This is a genomic window from Hyphomicrobium sp. MC8b (genome assembly GCF_905067615.1).
Classification (GTDB): domain Bacteria; phylum Pseudomonadota; class Alphaproteobacteria; order Rhizobiales; family Hyphomicrobiaceae; genus Hyphomicrobium_B.
The window spans coordinates 4,036,599-4,060,545 of the sequence record NZ_LR898465.1 but is presented as its reverse complement, the minus strand read 5'-3'; the positions used below and the strand labels follow the sequence as shown (position 1 = coordinate 4,060,545).

General features: G+C 58.4%; 23 protein-coding genes. 13 read left to right on the top strand and 10 right to left on the bottom strand.

The genetic code is table 11. From position 1 onward, the window contains the following. The first annotated feature begins 370 nt into the window (after positions 1–370). The 10 genes from ACLB1Z_RS19445 to ACLB1Z_RS19400 are packed head-to-tail and all read left to right on the top strand — an operon-like array spanning position 371 to position 9,464. Positions 371–2,707, top strand: coding sequence for a methyl-accepting chemotaxis protein (locus tag ACLB1Z_RS19445; RefSeq protein ID WP_409561312.1), 2,337 nt, complete (start codon positions 371–373; stop codon positions 2,705–2,707). Further along, a complete protein-coding gene (locus tag ACLB1Z_RS19440) occupies positions 2,707–3,129 on the top strand; it encodes an STAS domain-containing protein (RefSeq protein ID WP_409561311.1) in 423 nt (140 codons plus the stop codon). The genes ACLB1Z_RS19445 and ACLB1Z_RS19440 overlap by 1 nt, the downstream gene beginning before the upstream one ends. Further along, the gene (locus ACLB1Z_RS19435; protein WP_024276535.1) at positions 3,126–3,491 is read left to right on the top strand and encodes a response regulator; all 366 of its coding nucleotides are present in this window, start codon (positions 3,126–3,128) and stop codon (positions 3,489–3,491) included. The genes ACLB1Z_RS19440 and ACLB1Z_RS19435 overlap by 4 nt, the downstream gene beginning before the upstream one ends. 17 nt (positions 3,492–3,508) lie before the next feature. After that, the gene (locus ACLB1Z_RS19430; RefSeq protein WP_409561310.1) at positions 3,509–5,704 is read left to right on the top strand and encodes a chemotaxis protein CheA; all 2,196 of its coding nucleotides are present in this window, start codon (positions 3,509–3,511) and stop codon (positions 5,702–5,704) included. Between the two features lie 5 nt (positions 5,705–5,709). Then, positions 5,710–6,177 (top strand): chemotaxis protein CheW, encoded by a 468-nt coding sequence (locus ACLB1Z_RS19425; RefSeq protein WP_409561309.1) that lies wholly within the window; start codon positions 5,710–5,712, stop codon positions 6,175–6,177. After that, positions 6,174–7,064, top strand: coding sequence for a CheR family methyltransferase (locus tag ACLB1Z_RS19420; RefSeq protein ID WP_409561308.1), 891 nt, complete (start codon positions 6,174–6,176; stop codon positions 7,062–7,064). Before ACLB1Z_RS19425 ends, ACLB1Z_RS19420 begins: the two co-directional genes overlap by 4 nt. Further along, positions 7,061–8,104, top strand: coding sequence for a chemotaxis response regulator protein-glutamate methylesterase (locus ACLB1Z_RS19415; protein WP_409561307.1), 1,044 nt, complete (start codon positions 7,061–7,063; stop codon positions 8,102–8,104). Before ACLB1Z_RS19420 ends, ACLB1Z_RS19415 begins: the two co-directional genes overlap by 4 nt. A gap of 12 nt (positions 8,105–8,116) precedes the next feature. Beyond that, complete coding sequence (locus tag ACLB1Z_RS19410) at positions 8,117–8,506, top strand: response regulator (RefSeq protein ID WP_409561306.1); 390 nt, start codon at positions 8,117–8,119, stop codon at positions 8,504–8,506. After that, on the top strand, positions 8,503–9,045 hold the full coding sequence (locus ACLB1Z_RS19405; protein WP_409561305.1) for a chemotaxis protein CheD: 543 nt from the start codon (positions 8,503–8,505) through the stop codon (positions 9,043–9,045). The genes ACLB1Z_RS19410 and ACLB1Z_RS19405 overlap by 4 nt, the downstream gene beginning before the upstream one ends. A 23-nt stretch (positions 9,046–9,068) precedes the next feature. After that, positions 9,069–9,464: a hypothetical protein gene (locus tag ACLB1Z_RS19400; protein WP_409561304.1), complete on the top strand. Its 396-nt coding sequence runs from the start codon at positions 9,069–9,071 to the stop codon at positions 9,462–9,464. Position 9,465: 1 nt separating this feature from the next. On the opposite strand, the gene ACLB1Z_RS19395 is transcribed toward ACLB1Z_RS19400, so the two are convergent. From ACLB1Z_RS19395 to ACLB1Z_RS19360, 8 genes are all read right to left on the bottom strand, one after another. Continuing rightward, complete coding sequence (locus ACLB1Z_RS19395; RefSeq protein WP_409561303.1) at positions 9,466–10,023, bottom strand: hypothetical protein; 558 nt, start codon at positions 10,021–10,023, stop codon at positions 9,466–9,468. Continuing rightward, the gene (locus ACLB1Z_RS19390; protein WP_409561302.1) at positions 10,020–10,475 is read right to left on the bottom strand and encodes a flagellar basal body-associated protein FliL; all 456 of its coding nucleotides are present in this window, start codon (positions 10,473–10,475) and stop codon (positions 10,020–10,022) included. The genes ACLB1Z_RS19395 and ACLB1Z_RS19390 overlap by 4 nt, the downstream gene beginning before the upstream one ends. Continuing rightward, positions 10,472–10,963, bottom strand: coding sequence for a hypothetical protein (locus ACLB1Z_RS19385; RefSeq protein ID WP_409561301.1), 492 nt, complete (start codon positions 10,961–10,963; stop codon positions 10,472–10,474). The genes ACLB1Z_RS19390 and ACLB1Z_RS19385 overlap by 4 nt, the downstream gene beginning before the upstream one ends. A gap of 2 nt (positions 10,964–10,965) precedes the next feature. Beyond that, the gene (locus tag ACLB1Z_RS19380) at positions 10,966–11,337 is read right to left on the bottom strand and encodes a rod-binding protein (RefSeq protein ID WP_409561300.1); all 372 of its coding nucleotides are present in this window, start codon (positions 11,335–11,337) and stop codon (positions 10,966–10,968) included. A 30-nt stretch (positions 11,338–11,367) separates the two neighbouring features. Beyond that, the gene (locus tag ACLB1Z_RS19375) at positions 11,368–11,784 is read right to left on the bottom strand and encodes a hypothetical protein (RefSeq protein WP_409561299.1); all 417 of its coding nucleotides are present in this window, start codon (positions 11,782–11,784) and stop codon (positions 11,368–11,370) included. Continuing rightward, positions 11,777–12,541, bottom strand: coding sequence for a flagellar biosynthetic protein FliR (locus ACLB1Z_RS19370; RefSeq protein WP_409561298.1), 765 nt, complete (start codon positions 12,539–12,541; stop codon positions 11,777–11,779). Before ACLB1Z_RS19370 ends, ACLB1Z_RS19375 begins: the two co-directional genes overlap by 8 nt. After that, positions 12,538–14,634, bottom strand: a complete 2,097-nt coding sequence (gene flhA / locus ACLB1Z_RS19365) for a flagellar biosynthesis protein FlhA (protein WP_409561297.1) — start codon at positions 14,632–14,634, stop codon at positions 12,538–12,540. Before flhA ends, ACLB1Z_RS19370 begins: the two co-directional genes overlap by 4 nt. Before the next feature lie 185 nt (positions 14,635–14,819). Continuing rightward, positions 14,820–16,199 (bottom strand): UDP-glucose dehydrogenase family protein, encoded by a 1,380-nt coding sequence (locus ACLB1Z_RS19360; RefSeq protein ID WP_409561296.1) that lies wholly within the window; start codon positions 16,197–16,199, stop codon positions 14,820–14,822. A gap of 1,111 nt (positions 16,200–17,310) precedes the next feature. On the opposite strand from ACLB1Z_RS19360, the gene ACLB1Z_RS19355 reads away from it, so the two are divergent. Next, positions 17,311–17,571, top strand: coding sequence for a hypothetical protein (locus ACLB1Z_RS19355; RefSeq protein ID WP_409561295.1), 261 nt, complete (start codon positions 17,311–17,313; stop codon positions 17,569–17,571). Between the two features lie 163 nt (positions 17,572–17,734). Then, entirely contained in the window at positions 17,735–18,886 is a 1,152-nt protein-coding gene (locus tag ACLB1Z_RS19350; protein ID WP_409561294.1) for a ceramide glucosyltransferase, read from the top strand. A gap of 71 nt (positions 18,887–18,957) precedes the next feature. Here the strand turns inward: ACLB1Z_RS19350 and ACLB1Z_RS19345 are convergent, their stop codons facing one another. Further along, the gene (locus ACLB1Z_RS19345) at positions 18,958–20,802 is read right to left on the bottom strand and encodes an alkaline phosphatase family protein (protein ID WP_409563313.1); all 1,845 of its coding nucleotides are present in this window, start codon (positions 20,800–20,802) and stop codon (positions 18,958–18,960) included. A gap of 82 nt (positions 20,803–20,884) precedes the next feature. Next, complete coding sequence (locus tag ACLB1Z_RS19340; RefSeq protein WP_409561293.1) at positions 20,885–22,564, bottom strand: CorA family divalent cation transporter; 1,680 nt, start codon at positions 22,562–22,564, stop codon at positions 20,885–20,887. 276 nt (positions 22,565–22,840) lie between these two features. Here ACLB1Z_RS19340 and ACLB1Z_RS19335 point away from each other — a divergent pair, with 276 nt between their 5' ends. Then, positions 22,841–23,557 (top strand): type 1 glutamine amidotransferase, encoded by a 717-nt coding sequence (locus tag ACLB1Z_RS19335; protein ID WP_409561292.1) that lies wholly within the window; start codon positions 22,841–22,843, stop codon positions 23,555–23,557. Positions 23,558–23,947: the final 390 nt, after the last annotated feature.

The window sequence follows — 23,947 nt, the reverse complement described above, 5'->3', positions numbered from 1 at the left end:
AAATTTACGTCGTAAACGAATTCGATAGCATTGCCGAATACGGTTATCGCACGGCAGCTTGATTAAGCAATCAAAGGCATGACGCCGCGCAGCCGTGTCGGTTTAGATCCGACATGTTCCGGCCTATTCGAGCAGGAACACCCTTCATGGGCAATGGTCGATTGCGCCCGGCATTTGCCGGTCGTTGCTGCGCATCTTTCGATATCCGAAACGTCATCGCTCGCTCGCGCACGTGGATCGCGGCGAATGAAGTCGCGCGCGCATAGTCGGTCGTTAGCCCACCAAAACGAAATTCGTCCTCCCACCGTCAAAGGCGAAAGCCGGTCCATCTCAAAACGAATACGAAAAAATACGAGGAGAGAAGCACGCCATGGTCGTTGAGTATATTAATAGCAAGTGGTCGATGCCCCGTCGGCTTGTGCTAATCGCTTCGGTTTTTCTTATTCCGTCGCTGGCTCAACTTTATCTCTATGCAGATAATACGTTCCGGCACATCGGCGTGGTCGATCGCGAAATTGAGGGTGCCAAGCTCGCGTCGGCCGTTTGGGCGAAGATGCCCACCAGCAAGGACGGAGTGGTGACGGGCCGAGAGAGCGATGAGCTCGCAAGCGCAGCAAAAGCGCTTGGGGTTGGATCGGCGCTTGGCGCCTTCGAAAATGCCAAGACGGTGAGCGAGCAGGCCCACAACGGCTTCGAGCTTTTGGATCAGATCGCAAATGCGTCCGGCCTTGCGACGGACGCGTCAGACGACGGTTTTTATGCTCAGGATATCTTTATTCAGCGCCTCTCGGGCGTGAAGCAGGCAATCGTTGAATTGCAGGATACGCTTTCGACGCAGGCCACCGCGGGCGATCAAACTGATTTGGCGATGAATTATGCCGTGCTGTCACGCACCAACGCCAAGTTGAAGGCCTCGTTGCGCAAACTGTTTGGTGAGGATGCAACGGGTGAACTCAAGCGCGCCATTGGGGATGAGCCTGCACAGCTCGTGGCGAAGCTTGACGGCATCGCTGCGCAGATCAAAGCTGCGAACTATCAGCGAACGGCACTGGGCGGCGCGTTCCAAGCTTCTCTTTCCGATGCCAACGACATGATCGGAGCGGTGGCGAGTTCGCTCGGCGAGACCTTCCTTCAGATTGCCCAGCGGCGCGTGAACGCTGAATCAAGCGCGCTCTACTGGACGCTCGGCCTTTTGGTGTCGGCAACGATCCTCGCAATCGTTCTAGTTGCTCTCATTTCGAGAGGGACGTCACTCCGGCTTTCCAATCTCGTCCGCTCCATGGAGCAGCTGAGCCACAAGGACCTGACCGTAAGCATTCCTTATCTCGCTGACACAAATGAGAATGGCAAGATCGCTGGCGCCCTGTCACGCTTCAAGGAAGCCTTGCTGGAAAACAAATCGATGACGGATTCGATTGTTTCGGCGGCCAAGGAACAGCAGGAACAGAGTGAGCACTACGCCCGTGAGCACGAACGCTTCATGGCAGCATTCACCTCTGCAGCGGAACGTATTGCGAGCGGAGATTTCACGCATCGCATTACCGAGAATGTCATCAGCGAGTACGAAGCCATCATCAACCAGATGAACCTGATGATGGGTCAACTTGAAGCGGCTCAATCTGGAAAGATCGAGGCTGAGAACCAGATCAACGTCGTCGTCGCATCTCTTGGAACGGCGCTCTCCGAGCTTGCGGACGGGAATCTTGAAACGACGGTCTATGCCGAATTCGCTCCGGAATTCGAAAAGCTGAAGCGAGACTTCAATACGGCAGCCTCACAGCTCAAGAGCACGATCGAACTCGTGAAAAAGGGCGCTGGCAGCATCAGAATCGGCACCGAAGAAATTTCGCAAGCGTCCGATGATTTGTCTCGTCGCACCGAGAACCAGGCGGCGAGCCTTGAAGAGACGGCTGCTGCGGTCAAGGAAATCACCGATACCGTCGGCAAGACGGCACAAGGTGCAACGCATGCTCGCGATACGGTTTCTGTCGCAAAGTCGGATGCCGAAAAGAGCGGCGAGATCGTTCGCAAAGCGATCGCTGCAATGAACGGTATCGAGACGTCCTCCAAGCAGATCAGCCAGATCATCGGCGTCATCGACGAGATCGCATTCCAAACCAATCTTCTCGCGCTCAACGCCGGCGTCGAGGCGGCGCGTGCAGGTGATGCGGGTCGCGGATTCGCTGTCGTTGCTTCGGAAGTCCGCGCTCTGGCGCAACGGTCCGCCGAGGCTGCGAAGGAGATCAAGGGATTGATCTCCGCGTCGACCGGCCAGGTCGCGCAGGGCGTGCAATTGGTCGGCGAAACCGGTCAGGCTCTGACGCGCATCGTTTCTCAGGTCGGAGAAATTAACGAGATCGTCACGGGAATCGCGGCAAGCGCCAACGAGCAGGCGCACGGTCTCGAACAGGTCAACACGGCCGTCAACGAGATGGATCAAGTCACCCAACAGAACGCCGCCATGGTCGAGGAAGCAACGGCAGCCACGCAGACGCTCGCCCAGCAGACTGAAGAGCTGGTGCGTCTCGTCAGCCGCTTCCGAACGGGTGCAGACACGGTTGTCGAATTGACGCCGCGTCGCGAGCAGCAGCAGCCGAAGCCGGTTGCTCGTCTTGCGCAGGCCGCCGCAAAAATGAAAGCCGCCGCCGGTGGCGGCAGCCGTCACAGTGTAGCCGCAGCAGCTGATGCGGGCTGGGAGGAATTTTAATGGCAAGAAAGAGGGCACAACCGGCACGCGCGAAGGCTGCTAAAACCGGCCAGCGCAAAGCGCCGGCAGCGAAAGCGGCGCAAGAGGCGGTGCTGAGCGAGGAGACCGAAACCTCGGTCGCAGTTCTTCCCGAAGCAACGATTTCTGAGCCGTTGGTGCTGCCGGAAACACTCGATTCGGCGTGTGCGATATCGGTGAGAAACATGCTGTTGGAACGCCGCGGTTCGCCGTTGGTCGTCGATGCCGGGCAGGTACGCCGAACGGGTATGCAGGCGGTCCAGATCTTGATCGCGGCTGCACAGACTTGGCAGGCTGACGGGCATAGCTATACGGTAACGAATCCCAGCAGCGAGTTTCTCGACACGATCACACTTGTCGGACTGACGCGCGAGCAGATCTTTCTCGAAGGAATGGCCGGATGACACAGACAATACTCACCGTCGACGACTCTCGAACCATGCGTGACATGTTGCGAATGGCGCTGGCCGAAGCGGGATACAACGTCCTGCAAGCTGAAGACGGTGTCCACGGTCTCGAAGTCCTGCAGACGGCGACACCTGACGTCATCGTCACTGATATCAACATGCCGAAGATGGATGGTTTTGGATTGATAGAAGCCGTTCGCAAGGACAGCCGCTATCGCCGCGTTCCGATTCTCGTCCTGACGACCGAGAGCGATGCCGCCAAAAAGCTGCGCGCTAAGGAAGCCGGAGCCACGGGCTGGATCGTCAAGCCCTTCGAACCCACGAAGTTGATCGCAGCCATTCGGCGCGTCGCGGCATAAAATAAAAGAGAAGTGCAATGACCGTCGATACGATGGCCGCTATCCGCCAGACTTTCTTCCAGGAGTGCGAGGAGCAACTCTCCGAAATGGAGGCTGGCCTGCTCGCAATGGACGAGGGCAATGCGGATTCAGAAACAGTCAACGCCGTCTTTCGGGCGGTACATTCGATCAAGGGCGGTGCCGGCGCATTCAAGCTGACTGCGCTCGTGCAGTTCGCACACACGTTCGAAACGGCGCTCGATCACGTTCGCAGTGGTAAGCTGGCGCCGACGGCGGATGTGATGAAGCCGATGCTCCGTGCCGCCGACGTCCTGGCCGATCTTGTGGAAGCTTCGCGCGACGGCACAGACATCGACGAATCGTCGTATGCGGCAGTCGCTGCCGAGGTCAAAGCGCTGACGGCCGCCAACGAAGAAGAGGACGTTGAAGAAGTCATAGACTTCCAGCCGTCGGTTATCGATTTCGAGATGCCGGCCATTGCGACGGAGCCGGAAGCTCCGCCGCTGCACGAATATCGCATTCGGTTTGTGCCGCGCCCCGAGCTCTATGCCAATGCCAACGAAGCGGCGCTCATCATTCGGGAATTGTCCCGTCTCGGCAGCATCGAAGTTTCGTGCGATGCAACGGCCGTTCCCGACCTCGAAGCCATCGAGGCCGAAGGCGCCTATCTCGCCTGGGATATCAAACTCTCATCGCAAGAACCCACTGAGGCCGTTCGCGAAGTATTCGAATTCGTCGACGGCGAAGCGGAAATCAACATTGAGACGGATGGCCAGCCCGGCGTTTCCGACGCCGACATAGCTGCGCTGCTCGCCAAGGCGCTTGGACGCTCATCCCCGCCCGAAGCTGAAGCGCCTGTGGAGGAAATACCGGACGCGGGATTCAAAGCCGCTGTACCGCAATTGGAACTGCAAGCAGACACGCCTGCAGAGCAGGTCGCCGCGCCTGAACCCACTCCGCAGGCCGCGCAGGCGATGGAAACCCCAAAAGCGGCTGCCGTTCCCGCGCAAACCACGATCCGAGTCGAGTTCGATCGCGTCGATCGCCTGATTAATCTCGTCGGCGAGCTGGTGATCAACCAGGCGATGCTGTCGCAGCGCGTCGTCGAAGCGAACCTCGCAGGATCGTCATCGATCGTCATCGGCCTTGAAGAGCTCGAGCAGCTGACGCGCGAAATCCAGGAAAGCGTGATGGCGATCCGCGCTCAGCCGGTGAAGCCGCTGTTCCAGCGCATGTCGCGCATTGTTCGCGAAGTGGCGGATGCGACGGGCAAGCAGGTCCGCCTCAAGACGGAGGGCGAAGCGACTGAGGTCGACAAGACGGTTGTCGAGCGACTCGCCGAGCCTTTGACGCACATGATCCGCAACGCGGTGGATCACGGCATTGAAACGCCGGAAGCCCGCATTGCTGCGGGAAAGCCGCCTGAAGGAACCATTCGCTTGAGCGCCGCGCATCGCTCGGGCCGGATCGTGATCGAAATATCCGACGACGGTGCCGGTATCGACCGTCCGAAAGTGCGTGCCTCGGCAATCAAGAAGGGCTTGATCTCGCCTGACGTGCAACTGTCCGATAACGACATCGACAATCTGTTGTTCCTGCCGGGCTTCTCGACCGCCGCAACCATATCGAGCATTTCCGGTCGTGGTGTCGGCATGGACGTGGTCAAGCGGTCGATCGTTGCGCTCGGCGGGCGCATTGCCATTTCATCGCGGCCGGGACAGGGTTCGACTTTCTCGATGAGTTTGCCGTTGACGCTGGCGGTCCTCGACGGCATGGCCGTCTCTGTTGCCGGTCAGACGCTTGTCGTGCCGCTCACCGCCATTGTCGAGACGTTGAAGCCGAAGAAGGCCGAGCTTCACGGACTTGGCAAAGACGGCCGGGTGATGTCGATCCGGAACACGTTCGTTCCTCTCATCGACGTTGGCACCCAGCTCGGATTTCGCGATACGCCGGCCGATCCCGAAAACAGTGTCGCGATCCTGGTCGAAACCGACGGCGGCACGCGCAATGCTCTTCTAGTCGATTCGATCCAGGATCAACGCCAGGTCGTCATCAAAAGCCTTGAGACGAACTACGGGACGGTCGCTGGAATCGCAGCGGCAACCATTCTCGGAGACGGTCGCGTCGCGCTCATTCTCGATGTGGACGCCTTGCTTACCAGCTCGTTCGATACCCTTCGAAGCGACGATCTGCGCTACGGGACAGGAGGATAACAACCATGCAAGACGCAAGCTCCCCCGCCAACAACGTCAATCGCGAGTTCGTCGCGTTTCGCGTCGGCGATCAGGAATTCTGTATCGATATTATGGGTGTGCGCGAAATTCGGGGCTGGACGCAGGCCACGCCGCTGCCCCATGCGCCGCCCTATGTTCGCGGCGTCATCAATCTGCGCGGTGCGGTATTGCCAATTGTCGATCTCGCTATGCGCTTCGGGCTGGGCCTGACCGAGCCCACGCCGCGGAGTGTCATCATTGTCGTTCAAGTCCATCAGCAGGTCATCGGCCTTCTCGTTGACGCCGTGTCGGATATCTTGACAGTCTCCGAAGCTGCAATGCAGCCGACACCGGATATCGCTTCGGGCCTTGCAAAGACGTTTGTGAAGGGCGTGTATCCTGTTGACGGGCGCATGATCAGCATCGTGGCGTTGGATTGTGTTCTGCCAATCAGCGAAAAGGCTGCCGCATGACGCCAGAGCCGCGAGGATCTGCCGCGGCGCCGTCGGGCGCGCTCGTGACGGGAGAGTTTGCATTTTCCGATGCAAACTTTCGTGAGATCGCGCGCATCGCCAAGGAAGAAGCGGGTATCGACCTGCCACAGTCGAAGGCAACCCTCGTTTATTCGCGTCTGGCCAAGCGCCTGCGCGCCCTCGGCATCTCGACATTTTCCGATTATTGCGCCGCCGTCCGTGAAAATGACGACGAGCGCAACAGCATGATCGCTGCGCTAACGACCAACGTCACGCGATTCTTCCGCGAACCCCATCATTTTGAACATCTCCGCACCCAAATCATCGCGCCACTGGCCGATGCGGCGCGCCGCGGCAAACGTGTTCGGCTATGGTCGGCGGCCTGTTCCAGCGGCCAGGAACCCTATTCGATGGCTCTGACGGTGCTATCCGTGCTGCCGGAGGCTGCATCTCTCGATATCCGTATTCTGGCGACGGATCTCAATCCGCACGTCGTCGCTCGTGGTAAGGCGGCCTGCTATCAGAAAGAAGAACTGCAGGACATTCCATCGAACCTTCGGAGCAAGTGGCTCGAAGCGGCGCCTGGTGGCGATAACAGCATCATGCGCGTCGCAGAGGAAGCACGCTCTCTCGTGTCGTTCCGCGAACTCAATCTGATGGGGTCGTGGCCATTTCACGGACCGTTCGACGCGATCTTCTGTCGAAACGTCGTGATCTATTTCGATCGCGAAACGCAAAGCGCGATCTGGGGACGATTGGCGCGGATGTTGCGAGACGATGGCACCCTTTACATCGGTCATTCCGAGCGTGTCGCAGGACCTGCCGCCGCAGTGCTGCTGGCTGACGGCATCACGACCTATCGTAAGAAAGGCGGCAAGACGTCATGAAGAAGGTAAAGGTCCTTGTGGTCGACGATTCTTCGACGATGCGAGGGCTAATCGCAACGGCGTTGACCAAAGATCCCGATATCGAAGTCGTCGGGCAGGCCGAAGATCCAATTCAGGCGCGTCAGGCCATCAAAGCGCTCAATCCTGACGTCATCACGCTCGATGTCGAGATGCCTAACATGAACGGACTCGATTTTCTCGAGAAGATCATGCGTCTGCGGCCGATGCCGGTGATCATGGTCTCGACGTTGACGGGCCGAGGCGCCGATGAGACAATCCAGGCGCTCGAAATCGGCGCCGTCGATTGTATCGAGAAACCGCGTCCCGGCAACGAGCACAGCTTCGAAGAGCTTCCGTACAAGGTCAAGATCGCAGCGTCGGCGCGTGTCCGTCCGCTCGTCAAATCGGACGTCCATGCGCCGGAGGCTTCAAATGCCCGTGCGCCGCATGAGTCCTATCACCCCGATGGCCGCATCATCGCCATCGGTGCTTCGACGGGCGGCGTCGAAGCGCTCATGGCGCTCCTTTCTCAGTTTCCTGAAAATTGTCCGCCGACCGTCATCACGCAGCATATGCCGCCGACGTTCACACGCAGCTTTGCAATGCGACTCGACAGGCAGTGTGCGCCGAAAGTTCAAGAAGCGACCGACCGGGCCAAGCTTCTTCCCGGACACGTTTTCCTTGCACCGGGCGGTACGCAGCACCTTGAAATCACGGCGGATCTTCGCTGCCGATTGAAGACTGCCGACCGCGTCAACGGTCACTGTCCATCGGTTGACGTTCTTTTTCAGTCCGTTGCGAAGACCTGCAAAGCCAACGCAATTGGCGTGATCCTGACCGGCATGGGTAAAGACGGCGCCGCCGGCCTGCTCTCGATGCGCCAGGCAGGCGCAAAGACCTTCGGACAAAGCGAGGCCAGCTGCATCGTCTACGGCATGCCCAAAGCCGCCTTTGAAATGGGCGCCGTGGAAAGGCAACTCCCGCTCGATAAATTGGCTTCGGCCATCATTGTAGAAACGTCCAAGAACAAGAATCACTAGGAGGCCTTCACTATGCCCGCAATGCAGCAATTATCGATTCTGGTTGTCGACGATACGTCGGTCAGCCGAGCGCTTCTGACGGACGGACTCGATCAGATCGGATTGAAGTCGTTCAAGGTTGCGAAGGATGGCGAAGAAGGCCTGAAGATGATGATGACGGCGCCCTGCCACCTCGTTATCTCGGACTTCAACATGCCGAAAATCGACGGCATTCAGCTTCTTCGCGCGCTCCGCCAGCATGCCCCAACAAGCAAGGTTGGCTTCATTCTGGTGACGGGCAAAGGCGACAAAGCGCTGATTGATGAAGGCAGGAAGTGGGGGCTAAACAACTTTCTCGCAAAGCCCTTTTCAGTCCCGCAATTGAAGACCTGCATCGAGGCCGTGGTTGGTAAGCTGACATGACTACCGCGTCCACAGCGGAAAAGCGGATCCACATCATCCAGGGCGAGTTCTTCGTCACTGACGACCGCAATGTCATGGTGACGACGATCCTTGGATCGTGTGTGGCAGCGTGCATTCGCGATCCGCTGGCGGGTGTCGGTGGGATCAATCACTTTCTGCTGCCGGGTGAGCTTGGGAGCACACAGCAGGCCGAACGCATGGGCGTCCATCTTATGGAGCTGCTCGTGAACGGACTGCTGAAAGCCGGCGCACGACGCGAACGCCTCGAAGCCAAGGTGTTCGGGGGCGCCCGAACAGTGCGATCACGCTCCGACATCGGCAAGAACAACGCCGACTTCGCGATGCGCTTTCTCAAGGCCGAAGGCATCACCTATGTCGGTGGCAGCACTGGGGGTGCGCAGGGGCGCAGAATTCAGTATTGGCCGGTTTCCGGCCGCGCGCGGCAAATCCTGCTGACGGGGCCGACGGAGATCGAACGGCCGGCGAAACTGCCGGTTGCCTCGCTCGTCGACAATGCCGGCGAACTCGAACTTTTTTAGTGGCACTAAGCTGGGGGATAAAAATGAACAACCACAACGGCGGACTCCAGCAGTCTGTGAACGTGCCCGTTCCCGACGTTCTGCGCACGACATCCGACGAAGTGCGGATGCTGGCTGGCTCGGCTGCGGATCTTCAGAATTTGATTGGCAATCTCATCGTCGCCGGCGCATTCGGCGGTTCGCAGTCCATTTACGAACTGCAAAATCTGGACCGGCTTTGCCAGAACCTAGACGCCATTGCCGATTTTCTGGACGGCCTTTCTGAAAGCGCGCTGCCCGCCTGGAAAATCGATGTCGCAAGCGCTGCGAAGACGATCAAGCTCGCCGATGTCGCCCAGCGGTTGACGGGGCAGACGGCCGATAGCCAGAACGCGACCGGCGATTTTGACGATTTCGATAGCTGGCCGATGCCTCGTTGAGCTAAGCGCCGACGAATTCCCGCGCAGCGTCGAGCGAGGCGAAGCGGCGACGCCCGACAAGCGTGTCGATCTCGATCGAACCGTCGTCGTACTCCAGAAATTCGCGTCCCGCGAGTTGGCCGCCAACAACCGCTTTGGGAGGCGACGGCAAGGGTGGCGGTGTCGGCATTGGCGTCGGCGACATGCGAGGCGGCTCGAGGGGCGGTGCGCTCCGAGGCATTGCGCTAACCTTCGTCAGCGAACGGCCGCGCTCGAGAACCGGCAGAATTTTCATCGAAACGGCGGCGATCAAGATGCTCTGCACGATCGCCAGCGCCATCAATCGGTGAATCCAGATTTCCGGTGAATCGGACCGAAGAGCCGAGCAGCCGATAATGAAGATGCCAACCGAAAGCGCGCCAAGCCCGGCAAAAACCGAGAACGCGGCGAGACTGCCGCGCCGTCGAACCGATTGCGGTTTAATCCCAAGTTCAACGTCGCGCGTGAGACGGACTTTGAGTTCGGCGGCAGACTTCCGGAAAACGGCATCGAAGCCGAAATCAGTATCAATGGCTGTCATAGTTTTCTCATCATGTCTTGTTTGGAGAGATAGGCCCAACTATCAATCATTACGTCTTTAACGACATCGCGCCCCATGCGCTTGTTCGCGCCGGCGGCCACGTTATTGGCGAGCTCGTTGATCACTTGTTTGCGCCCGCTCCTCATGTCTTCCGGCGCTTTCTCGTAGATTTGTCGGAAAGCTTCGTCCGCGACGAACGCCTCAGGCTGCACCGTGCCGATCTTCAAGAGACTTGTGTCGGCGAGGAACTGCAGGCGCGTTACGATGTAACCAAGAACCTCGCCGTTCGACAGCAGCGGCACGCTGACCATGCGCGTGCGCATCATTTGATATTGGCCTTGCTCGGCGTTTGCGCTCGCGGCCTTCGCCGCCGCCTTCCACGACATCGCGCCATAAAGGCCGCCGATTGTCGACAGACAAGTGATGAGTGCAAGGACCAGCGATCGGATCACGGGCTACTCCGCATCGGTCCGATATTGCGCGTATATGTGCCATCCGATTCGGCGTTTTGGATCGCATCGGACAGCATTGCCGTGATTTCTTTTACGGCATCAAGATGCAGGCGGATCTTCCGAAGATTGACGGCGAGCTTGCCGCGAAAGACCTGCAATCGCAATTCGAGATCTTCATTGACGTCGTCGCTTTTCAAGCGCCGCATCGCATGATTGAGATCCACGAGGCCCTGGCTCTTGCGATCGTTTGATGTCTTGAGATCGAAATTGGGCGCCTTGTCGAGGGCGATCGTCTCTTCCTCGAGATACCCTTCGATGCGATTGAGCACGGCAAAGACGACGGCGCGCGCGGCATCAGCATCGTGCATCGGCGGCTGATGTTGTGGCGCATTGCGCCGGTCGCCCCGAGCGTGGTTATTCGTGCGGGCCGCACCGCCAGCCGGGAACTGAGAAGAGCCGGCTTTATCATCTGCAATGAGCGTGCCCATATCTACTTTCCTTTCGAGCCATCAGGCTCGTGCTTCATTATCATTTGAGCAATTCCGATCGTTCCCGATTTGGACAGCGTCGTCGCCATATGGTCTGCCAGCATGGAACGCCATATCGAACCCGCAGTGCCTTCCCCAAACAACGCTTCGGAATCTTTCGGCAGCCATTCCTCAAGCATCTGTCGGAGATAGAGCGCCTCGAATTGCTGGCCCACTTCTTTGAGCTTTTTCTGCCGCGCGTCGTTCGCCGGAACTTGGGTCGACGAAGTCGCAGTCTGCGCAGTCTGGCTATTGCTCGCCGACGTCAGCCGAACGCTCTGCTTCGCGGCCCAAATGGCCTGATCTGCTGCTGAAACGGGTGGGATGCTCGACATCAAATCATCGTTGGAATGTGTGCGACGGTATCAGGTTGAACGCGGAGACTTACACCGGCCTTGCGCGGCGAGGGATTGCTGGAATTCGAGCAAAGCTTCGAGGTCTTTTTGTTCGGATTTGCGTGCTTCTTCGGCGCGAACATCGGCAAGTAACTCGGATGCGCCGTGGGTGCGGCCTGCCGCTTGCGCATAGCGGCGGACGGCAGCCTCGTGCTCCCTCGCGAGGCGTTGAAGGCGCCGGTCCATATTGCCGATGCTACGCGACATGAGCGCCAGGAACGGTTCGGTTTCGGGCGTCGGATTGGCGACCCGCGCCAGCAAAGCGTCCTGCGCCGAGCGCAAATCGTTGACCTGCCGCGCTAGCTCGCCGACCTTGGCCCGCTCTGTCGTCTCGAGATCGCGAAAGAGATCAACGAGACGGCGTACTTTGCTCGATGATCTAGCCATATTGACCGATATTCTGGATAGCTTGAGAGACGAGAGATGCGAAAATTTCCAATACGGATTTGTCGATCTGCAGAAGAATAAAGAGACCACCGAGCAGGACGAACGGCGTAGACACGAAATAGATCGGGATCTGCGGCACCATCTTGTTCAGGAAGCCGAACGCAAGGTTGACCGTGATTGAATAAACGACGAGTGCCGCGCTGAGCTGAATCGTGAGGCGGAAGGCCGTATCGATATTCGAGACGATCAATTGCAGATTGGGGGGCGAGGCAATTGCCGTGCCGACTTTGAGCCCGACATATGAGTTCTGCAGCATGCGAATGACGTTGATGTGCTGGTCCGTAATAAAGAACAGCGCTACGGCCGGCATCGTCACCATCGAGCTGAAGGGTGATGAGGGATCGTTGTTGTCGACGGAATGCGAGAAGATCGAGCCATAGCCCGCAAGGTTCGCCATCGTTGTCGCCGCAAACTCGAGCGCTAAGAATAGAACGCGCACAAGGAAGCCCAGAAGAATGCCGGTCAGAGTTTCGATGCCGATCAGAGAAAGGAGATTGCCGGACGTTTCCGTCGTGGCCGGCTGGACCGCATCAAACACCAAGGGCGTTATCGCAAGCGCGACAGCAATCGCCGCGAAGAGACGAAGCTGCACTGGAATGCGCTCGCTCGAAATGCCGGGCAAGACCATGAAGCAAGCGCCGACACGGCAGAATACGACAAACGGAACAAGCAGTGTTTGATGTGTCAGTTCCGTCATGCGATCGCGCCGAGCGACTGGATCTGGACGCCCCGGCTGATTTCCAAATGCGAAAGAACGGGTAGCGTGCCGTAGAGGCGCTCGGTAACGGTATGAACATATGGGCGCGTTTCGGCGGCGGTCACGAGCACGAATTGATGTCCGGCATCCATGAGCGGCTGCACGACGCGAGCCAAATCTGTTCCAAATTGCTCGATCAGGCGCGGCTCGATATCGAATTCGACGACTTCGCCTTTGGCGTCGCGCTTCAATGCCTGATGGAACGCGAGTTCCCATTTGTTCCCAAGGCGCACGACCTTGAGATAGTTGCCTTCGCTGAGATCGCCGCAAATCTGTGTCGAAAGCCGCATGCGAACATGCTCGGAAATCTGCTCCGCCTTGCGCGTAAACGGCGCGATCTCTGCGACGGCTTCGAGGATGAGATGCAGATTCCGGATCGAAACGCGTTCGGCAAGGAGCATTTTAAGAACGCTCTGCAGGCCGGAATATGAGATTTGCGTCGGGCAGATTTCATCGAGCAGCTTGCGATATTCCGGATCGAGGCGTTCGAGCAGCGCCCGGAGATCACGATATGAGAACAGCTGCGCGAGGCTGTTGCGGATGACTTCCGCCACGTGCGTCAGCAACACCGATGTATTTTCAACCGGCACGAAACCATCGCGTTTAAGCGCGTTGGTGAATATATCCGGAATCCAGAAGGCCTTCATGCCGAACGCCGGTTCGCGCGTCTCGTCACCTGGAGCTTCCGGCTTCGGACCATCGCCGACGACGACAAGTACGTCGCCGAGACGAAGCTCGGCGCTCGCGACGACCGTGCCGTGAACTTTGATCTGATAGCTTTTCGTCGGCACAGACAGGTCTTCCGAGAGACGGATTTCCGGAACGACGAACCCATATTGCTTCGCGAACTTCCGGCGCATCTTGGCGACGCGCTGCGGCAGGTCGCCGGTCGGACGCATAAGAACCGTTGAGATTTGCTTGCCAAAGCAGATCTCGATTTCGGTGGTCTTAAGTTGATCGCGGATGGACTGACGCGATTGCTCATCGGCCGACGGGACCTGTGCAGCGTCTTTCGCCTGCTCCGCAGTGCGCTCCGCGGCTGCTTTCTGTCGAAGCTGCCCCACGCTGATAAAGGTAAGCAGACCGCCGATGGCTGCAAACGGCAGCAGCGGCAGACCCGGCGCCAACGCGAGGATGGACATGACGCCGCCAGCCACCATCAGCGCGCGCGGATAGTTGCCGAGCTGGCTGACGATGACGCCTTCTGTCGACCCCTGTGTCGCGCCTTTTGAGACCAGAAGGCCGGCCGCGAGCGAAACGATGAGAGCCGGCATCTGCGTGACGAGGCCGTCGCCGACGGACAACTTGACGAAGGTGTCGACGGCGTTTTCAAACGGCATGTCGTGTTGCGTTATGCCGATGATGATACCGCCGAAGATATTGACGGCCGTAATGATGAGTCCCGCGATGGCGTCACCGCGCACGAACTTCGAAGCGCCGTCCATGGCGCCGAAAAACTGGCTTTCCTCTTCTAGTTCTTTGCGTCGGCGGATGGCTTCTTTTTCGTCGATCGAGCCAGACGACAAGTCGGCGTCGACGGCCATCTGCTTGCCGGGCAGCGAGTCGAGGGTGAAACGCGCGCCGACTTCGGCGATACGCGTTGCGCCCTTGGTGATGACGACGAAATTCACCGTTACCAGAATGATGAAGACGATGATGCCGATAACGAAATTGCCGCCCATGACGAACTGAGCGAAACCGGCGATCACGTGTCCGGCCGCGCCCGGCCCCTCGGCGCCCTGCGAAAGAATAAGTCGCGTCGTCGCGACGTTGAGCGACAATCGCAGCAGCGTCGCGATAAGTAGAATCGTCGGAAACGCCGAGAACTCCAGCGGACGTCGTATCCACAACGAAACCATCAAGATGACAATGGCCAGCGCAATCGAAAGCGCCAGCCCCAGGTCCATCATGAAGGCAGGGAGTGGCAGAAAGAGAATGGTCAGGATGCCGACGATGCCGACAGCCAGGCCGGCATCGCGCTGACCCAAGCCTAAATCGATGCCACCCTGAGCGGCGGTTTTCGTCGCAGCCATGAAAAGAGATCCCTCGCGCTTTGGGGCGAGCTTCCTACCCGAAGCTTGCGCGAGGTCGTCATCGGATCATGGACAGCGGAGAAAAATACAAAAATTCTCGAAATTCCGGCCGCGTCAATAGGATGACTCAGCCGATCGCAGAGAGTGACATCCGCAACTCAAGGCGCGTCAGACGCCGGGGGCGCCTATTTTGCGGCTTGCGCCGAATGCAGGTCCGCAGACAGCGGTCGCGGCCTCGGTTCGGATATCTCGGCTGCGGCGTTCCCTCGGCCGATGCCGGAATAATTGAAGCCGAGGCTACGCGCCGTTTCGGCGTCGATCGCGTTTCTGAGGTCAACGATGGTATTGCCGGTCATGCGCGCTTTGATGGCCTCAAGATTGAGTGCGCGGTACTCGTTCCATTCCGTGACGACCACCAGGATGTCGGCGCCTTCGGCCGCCTCGTTCGCGTTCTCACACCAGGTGATGCCTGGAAGCAGAGGCTCCGCTTGGCGGCGTCCTTGCGGATCGCAGGCCCTAATCGTTGCGCCACGCTCTTGCAGCATCGGCACGATGACAAGGCTCGGCGCATCGCGCATGTCGTCGGTATTGGGTTTGAACGTCAGCCCAAGCACCGCAATCGTTTTGCCGCGCACTGATCCGCCGGCGGCTTCCTCGATACGGATGGCCATCGCCAGCTTGCGCTCATGATTGACACGTTCGACCTGCTCGATGATCGAGATTGGCGCCTTGAATTCCCGCGCAGTTCGGATCAACGCTGAGACGTCTTTCGGGAAGCAGGACCCGCCATAACCCGGCCCCGGATGCAGGAACTTATCGCCAATGCGACGGTCCTTGCCGATAGCCGATGCGACCTCCTGCACGTCGGCTCCCACGCTCTCGCACAGATCGGCAATTTCGTTGATGAAGCTGATCTTGAGCGCCAGGAAGGCGTTCGCCGCGTATTTCGCGAGCTCAGCCGATTCGCGTTCGACGAACATGACGGACGAACCGCGCAGCGCCAGCGGCTTATAGAGGCGTCCCATAACCTCGCGCGCACGCTCGTCGTCGGTCCCGACCAGAACGCGATCGGGATGCGTGAAGTCCTGGATCGCCGATCCCTCGCGCAAGAATTCAGGATTGGAGCAGACAGCCACATCGGCGTCCGGCCGCTTGGCTTTGAGACGGCGTTCGATTTCGCGACTCGTTCCGACGGGCACCGTCGATTTTGTCGTCACGACAGTGAAGTCTTGAAGGTACGGCGCTGCTTCCTCGACGGCCGTGAAGACATAGGAGAGATCGGCGTATCCGTCGCCCCGGCGCATTGGCGTGCCGACAGCCAGAAAGACGACATCGGCGTCGGCGACAGCCGGACCCAGCTTCTCCGTAAATAGCAGGCGCCCGGCCTTGATATTCCGCTCCATGAGATCATCGAGGCCGGGTTCATAGATCGGGGAACGCCCAGCTTTGAGATCTGCCAGCCGGTCCGGATCTTTGTCGACGCAGGTGACTGTCCAGCCGAAATCGGAAAAGCATGCCGCCGAAACAAGACCGACGTAGCCCGCTCCAATCATACAGATCTTCATTGTCGCAATCCCTCGTATCCCACAGGGACGATATTCCACCAAACGGCGAACACCGCCAGCCCATATTTCCGGCGAACGCGCTGCATTCTGACGGGTTGGTAAAACCGCGCAATATCATTGCGTTATGACGCCAAGCGTGATGTAGAAAAAAGTCGCAAGCTCCGTGCATGGCGCTTATTCATCAGCACGGTTCTAAGCAATGCACGTCTTCTTATTTGATCCGGCGTGCCGAACAGCGTCTTATGGCTCTTGCGGGCACGATTGGCGTGCTCGCCGCGGTGATTTCGATGAGACTTGCGCCGCGTCATCAAACGCTAAGCTCCACGACGCACTCGTGGGCTCCGCCACTGGAGACCGCTATGAAACAGACGAACTTTGACTGTCTTTCTCCTCACGAAACGACGATGAACGTCGGTTGTCGGATGAGCTGTTGTCTCTGCCGCTGTTGAGCGCGCAAAACCGCTCAGAAAACGGCGTTTTTATTCCCCAATCGCAATCATTCAGAGGACGCTGGCCACTGCCGGCGAACAAGAAGACATGTCAAAATCATACGTCATCGAAGTTGGAGACGATCAAGCCGGTCTAGTCATTCGAGAGGACGGAGAACGCGAATACCTCTTTCACTCAGCGTTAGCAGCTTACGACGCCCTTGAGGGACGCCGCTTCGCCAATCCGTTCCTGGCAGAAAGAGCAGCTATCGCGCACGCATCGGCCCGGCGCCATTTTCGAGGCCGGGCAGCTGCTACGAGAGGCGTCGGGCTATGACGGAAAAGCGATATCGCATCGTTCCACCAGAGCATGAGCAAGATTTCTCAGGCCACCGGCCGAGAACTCGCGCCCGTCGGACCATCGCCCGATTTGTAGGCGGATTAGGAAGCGCGGACCCGTAATGTTTTTTCGCTCCCTGGACCTGATCGCTGCGTCCGCGAACAGGAATTGAGACCGGCGGTGCCGACTCGGCGCTGCCGGTCTCCTTTTCTCCGAGTTGAGATCAACCGCGACCAGACGTCGTCTGCGCGGCCATCTCGTCCCGGCTGTCATTGACTGGTATCAACCCCTTCCTGGCGGCGCGGGTGTTAGCTGCAGGCTAGTGAAGCTTGGGAGGGGAATTATGGACGATCATTTCTGGCCTTCGATGTATCCGGGCCTGATTGTGGGCATTCTCTACGGTTTGTCGCTTCGCGGCGTTTCCAACACTGTTATCGCAGCGATCGGTGGCGTTATCGGCGCGGCGATCGCCTACGAAGGGCTTTTGGCTGCCAACTTGAATGACGGCTTGCCCGGCGTGATCGGCCTTTGCGCGGCGGCCTTTGTTGGCGCCTACTTGTCGACCACTGCCGTGCGCCGCATGGCCAGCCCGCCGAAATCATAAATCTTGCAGCGCGCAGACTGTTCGCGGTTCACGCGACAAAAGTGTGGATGAGCTACAACTTTAGGGCATTCTTATTGGATGTCGCAGAATTGTCGTGCAACCGTCGTCAATGTTTCAATGAATCTTGAAATGCAGCGGGTTCATTCTTGTCGACGGAGGAGCTATGGCCGATCTCGTGACGACGGCGGCTCTTGTCTTCTGCATTTTGGCGGTGTCCACCCACCTTTTGACGGTCGCCTTGACACTCTACCGCGTATCGGCGCCACGTAGCCGATCGCGTGCGACAAATGTTGAGCCGGTCAGCATCGTGCGTCCGGTTTGCGGTGTCGATCATTTCGATGAAATGACATTGCGTTCGACATTCGAACTGAAAGCCGCGGACTATGAGGTTATATTTTGCGCCGCTCGCGAGGATGATGCGGCCGTACCGCTTGTTCGCAAGCTGATCGCCGAATACCCGCATATCCAGGCCCGCCTGTTGATCGGCGATGATCGGCCAACCAGCAATCCTAAGCTCAACAACATCGTCAAAGGATGGGCGGCCGCACGCCATCGGTGGATCGTTCTGGCGGACAACAATGTCCTGATGCCCGCGCACTACCTCGACGATCTGTTCCAGAGTTTCACGCCGGGTGTGGGCCTCGTCTGTTCGCCGCCCATCGGAAGTCGACCGATCGGTTTTTGGGCTGAACTCGAATGCGCATTCCTCAACACCTATCAGGCTCGCTGGCAAAGCGCGGCCGATACGATCGGATTCGGATTTGCTCAGGGCAAGTCGATGCTTTGGCGCCGCGATATCCTCGACGATGCTGGTGGCATCGAAGCGTTGGGCGCCGAGATTGCCGAAGACGCTGCCGCTACCAAGATCGTCCGCTCTCATGGTCTTGACGTCCGGCTCGTAGATCGCCCGTTCGAGCAGCCGCTGGGCCTGCGAACCAGGGCTCAAGTCTGGGATCGGCAAGTGCGCTGGGCGCGACTGCGTCGTGCAACGTTCCCCTTGTTCTATGCGCCGGAAATACTTTCCGGCTGCACTCTGCCTGCCGCCGCTGCCGCCGTCGCCGCAACGGCCTTCGACGTTGATCCGTTAATGGCGCTCGCTGGGCTGCTGTCGCTTTGGTTGGGTGCCGAAGTCTTGTTGGCACACGCTGCGGGCTGGCATCTGCGGTGGCATTCGCCATTTACGTGGCTTCTACGCGATGCGCTTTTGCCTGTACTCTGGGTCGAGGGCTGGGTGGGAGACACCTTCGTCTGGCGCGGCAACGATATGAGCGTCGCCGAGCAGAACCGCGAACTCGCAGTCACCAATAAGATCTGAATCAGAAAGTTCAGAGTCCGGTCTGAAACGGACCCTATCGCGGCTTGCAAGGCCGGGCGCTTCAGATGCGTTCACTTATGGGTCTCGGCGATGGTCGCCTCCGGATGCAAGCCGACCGTTCGTCCGGGAAAGCCGGCGGCGTCGAAATATTTCGTATCGCCCGCCACCTGATAATTCAGGATCGTACGCAGGCCTGAAGCCGATGGCGCTGACCCCAGTGTCTTGCGCTCCCACTGCGGCGTTGCACCGTTCGGAAACGCTTCGATCAATGGTCTGCCGACCAATTTTCCATGGCTCGTGGGCAGCAGTCCAAGGATCGCGATGATCGTCTTGCCGATGTCGGCATTGCTGGCCGGCGCCTCGTCGACAAAGCCCTCTTTGAAATCAGGGCCGATCGCGGCCATGAAGTTCTCGGTATCGCCCCGGTTGAAGCTGCCGTGCATGCCCTGGCCCTGCTGCAATTCGGTATCGGAGACGACCACCGCGCACGTGGTCGGTTCCGAGCAGCCGGTCGAGAAGCTCTTGAAGTTGACGACAATCGAGGGCCGGAGCATTAGTGCCGCGCCTTTGAGATTGACGGCGCTGAGCGGGAGTGTCCCCGCAAAGCTGCCGAGGTCATCCTCAACGAAAATCCCGCTGACGTAATCTTGCGCCATCAGCGAGTCGATCGTCTTCTGAACGAGCTCCCGGTCGCCGCTCGGAATATAGATGAGATCCGAACCGCCGTTGGCCGCGACGATCACGTTCGGAGCGTTCGGATCTTTGCCGATATAGCCATTGCCGTCGGACGGATGCGTTCCCTCCGAGACCTTGGCATTGCCGTCGTCCGGATCATAAAGCGGCATATCGAGCGTTTTCGCGAGGTCGATTGCGAGGAACCCAGGCGGCAACAGCGAAGGCGGCACATTCGGATAGGTGGCCTTCGCAGCTTCGCTCGTTTGGCTCTGCTTCGAGATCGTCGAGAAGCCGTGGTCCGACGAGATGATGATGTTTGTCGTATCAGCCAGCCCGAGCTGATCGAGCGTGCGCCGTATCATGGCCAGGTTGGAATCGGCATTGCTGATGGCCGCCATCGACGTCGGACCGTTAATGCCCGGTTCGAGCCGCAGGAAGCTGTCACCTTGGTTGTGCTGCGTCCCGTCGGGATCGCGCGACCAGAAAACGATGACGAACGGCTTGCCGTCCTCCTTGAATTTCGGCAGCACAACTTTCGTCAAGGCCCGCACGAAATAACCTTGCTGTACGACGTTGGCGTCTTTAGTGCCCGGCGTTTTGAAATCGCCATGATCTTTGTTGGTCAGACGGCTTGGAGCTTCGCTTGGCAGTCCGTACGCCTTTAGGCCTTCGCTGACCCAAGGAGCGAGCGGAATTCCGACCGATCTACCCGTCGCGTCATCGATGATGACGCTTTCGGCGCCACCGCGCGAGGAGTGATCGAATACGGCCGTCGGGCCGATCTTGCCGATCGCGGCCGTGTTGAAGCCGGAGCGATGGGCAACATGCAAGATCGTCTCTTCGTCTATGAAATTGCCGCCGAAGTGGTCGTCGATATCACCGATAACGCCATCGCTTTCGATGAACGATAACCGAGCCGACTTTGCCGAGCGAATGATAAAACCGGCATACATGACGTTGCCGAACACGCCGGTGTCGCCGAGGTAATGTCCTGTCGCCATGCCGCTGGAATTTGGCATCGTGAACGTCGGAAACAACGAGTGGCTGTTGACGAAGTTTACGCCCTTGTCGCGCACATCGGCAAACGTCGGCGCCGTTTCAGGCGTGACGATCTTCCGCCGCAAGCCGTCGGGAACGAAAAGAATGACGTTGTGCTTTGATGCATCGGCGTGGGCCGGCGCAATGCTGAGAAGCACCGCAAGGCACAAGCATGCGCGCAAAAGAATCTGCTTCGGCACCATATTGAAGTCGTCCCCTCTAAGCGAAAGATGCGCTTGTCCATCGCCTAGATGATGGAAGCGACGTTCCTCTGACATTCCCCGTTCAAATGCGCATCTTACGGCGAAGCCTGGGAAACCAGTTCGCCGAGCCGTCGGACAGCGATTCCATCATGTCCGACAAGGCGCGCGATTTAGCGATTGTAATCAGCGTCAGCAGGATGGTCGGCACAAGCACTGCAGAAAATGCCACCAATCGCCATGGCGTCGATTGATTGGCCCAATCGAGCAGGTTCATACCGAGAAAGCCGGTGACGGTGGTGCCGACAAGTCCGAGCGTGGTCACAACGGTCAGTCGCGTAACGGTATCGCTCTGACGGCGCATAGCCTCGTTTTCAAGGAACTCGCTCATCTCCTGAATTTCCTGTCGAATGTCGTCGTAGAGGCGGTCAATATCGAGATGGCGGCGACACAGCGCAAAAATATCGTGTGCCTGCGTCTGATTGCTGACCGAGTGAAACCAGTAGCGATGCGTGAACCGGAGGAAGGTTTGCAGCGCCCGTCGCGATGCCGCTCTGAACGCCAGAATCGCGCTCTTGTTATTGGCATCGAGACGGCTCATCGCGCCGGTCAGATGATCGGAGAACATCAGCAGCGAAGCCTTGTGGAAGTGCGCGATCAGAAAGACAAGGAAGTGCTCATGCCGGAAGCTGTTGAGGCAGCCATGGTTGGGGTCGACGAAGAACGGGTTGTCGGCGCTGCCCGTCACGACAAGGGCATGACCGCACGACATATAGCGGCTCTGCGGCCACTCGATCTCGTTGTGCTGTCCGAAGTATCGATCGTAGCAATACCGCTCCTCAAAATCTTCAAGGTGGCGCTGGGAGAATGGCAACTCCGAGCAGTCGCCTGGACCGGATGCAAAAGCGAGGCGGACGTAATCGGCGCGCGTCAGCTCGCTGCCGGCTTTCACGGCAATAAGCGCCATTTGCGGCATGCGATAATATTCGAGCTGCTTGTAGCGCAACGCACCCGGGTGATCGGAGTGATGCGGCACAAGCGGATGCAGCAGATATTGCCAATGCGCAGAAACGCGGGCCGCGCGCTTCGCGCAAACCTGCGCCAGAAACTTGTCGCGATCCTCGTAATCCGAGGCGGCCAGAACGTCACCGTGGCTTGAAAGAAATTCGACCTTCACTGGACAATGTCCGGCAACGCCCGTGTCCTTCTCCCAATAGGCCGGATGCGTTCGTCCCAGTCGGAACATCACGTCCTGAACGTCGGCGAGTCCGATGTCTTCGGAATAAAGCTCCAACGCTAGGATCGCGACATCGATTTCGAAGAAGAAATACAAGTCGACGTGAGCCACCTTGAGTTCGATCGGGGCCGCGCCGGGCGTTAGCTGTACGCGCACGGCCGCTACATCGGTACGCCGGAAGGTTTTGACCGGACTTTCCGATGACACCGATCCCGGTGATCTGCCAATTCGTCCGCCGTAAAGGAAGCGCTGGACCGGCGGCAGGAAGGTCACGAACTCATTGTAGTGACGCTCCTGAAAATCTTTCGGATCGCACGTGAACTCGTCATCGACCTCTTTCCACGGATTGTCCTGGCCGAGATTCGAAAGGATCGCCGCGAAGTCATGATGAGACGGCTCAGGATTGGGCGGCATCAACTCGACCGGCCATATAAGGATCTGCCGGAACTGTCCGACGCGGGTGTCGGCTGAAGCGTGTGGTGCAATCCCCGACCCGGCCGCAGTTTCGGAACGGACTTCATCAAGCATGAGAGCCTCGGCTTGCTATCGAATTGCGCCGCAGAGCAGCTTCGAAATCGAGTTCCCTTCAACGCGCCTCTCACCATTGCCCCATATCCATGACGGTTATGCGACATGTATGAAATATATGGGGAATTTCGCGTTTGTTCGGACCTGTAAAGCTCTGGCATCCAATGACCAGGGGCATCGAAGCGCTGATGACGGATGAGTTTACATCGTATATCTGCGCCCTGGTGTCGTCGGCCGGTCGATCATGACATACGTGAACAGGGAATAGGGGGAAACGTGCGCTTTCTTGTTTTTCAGCACATCGCTTGTGAGCATCCAGGCATCTTTCGCAAATTCTTCGCCGCCGACGGCATCGCTTGGGATGCCGTCGAACTCGATGAAGGAGCCGCGATTCCCGCGCTTGAAAACTACGATGCGCTTTGGGTGATGGGCGGACCAATGGACGTCTGGGATGTCGATGAATGCCCGTGGCTTGTCGATGAAAAGCGCGCGATCCGCCGCTGGGTTCGCGAATTGGAAAAACCCTTCATGGGGCTTTGCCTCGGACATCAGCTCCTGGCCGATGCCTTGGGCGGCACATGCGGACCGCAACGTCCGCCTGAAATCGGCATTCTCGATGTCGCCCTGACGACGGAAGCCGAAAGTGATCCGGTGTTCGGCAATCTGCCCAAGGAATTCAAAGCTGTTCAGTGGCACTCCGTGCGCGTTGCGCAGCCGCCTGAAGGCGCCGTTGTGCTCGCCAAATCGGACATTTGTCCTTGCCAGGCGATGCGTGTCGGCAAGACGGCGTGGAGCATGCAGTATCACGTCGAAATCGAAGACAACACGATCGACGACTGGGGAAATATCCCGGCTTACGCGCAAGCGCTGGAACGCACGCATGGGCCTGGCGCACTGCCGCGCATGGCGGAAGCTGCTAAACCCCACACCGCGAATTTCGCTGCGGATGCCGAAACGCTTTATCGCAATTTCATGCGGACCATTCGGCAATAGTCCGCTTCAGGATCGATAACCGGCCAACGCGTTTCATCGGAGCGAACGCAGAGCAAACCATCTGCGTTCGCTTTCTTTTTGGGTTTATTCTATTCGTCAAAGATCGCGTTTGGCGGTAGGGCAATCGGCGTAAGACGACGACTTTCTATGAAACATTTATTCGCGCCCGTGCTGCTTATATTTGCACCAACTGCCCTGAATTTGGCCTTGAACACACTTTGAAATAGGTATCATAATTCAAAAATCATCACTCTCAGGAAAGTCACTGCACGCGATTTCTGCAATTCGACCTCAACTGATTTGGCTTGGAGGCTGATCTATGTACACTGCCGTCAAACGCGTTTTGGCCGGGGGGGCCTGCGCAGCGATCGTATCGCTGGCGAGTTTTAG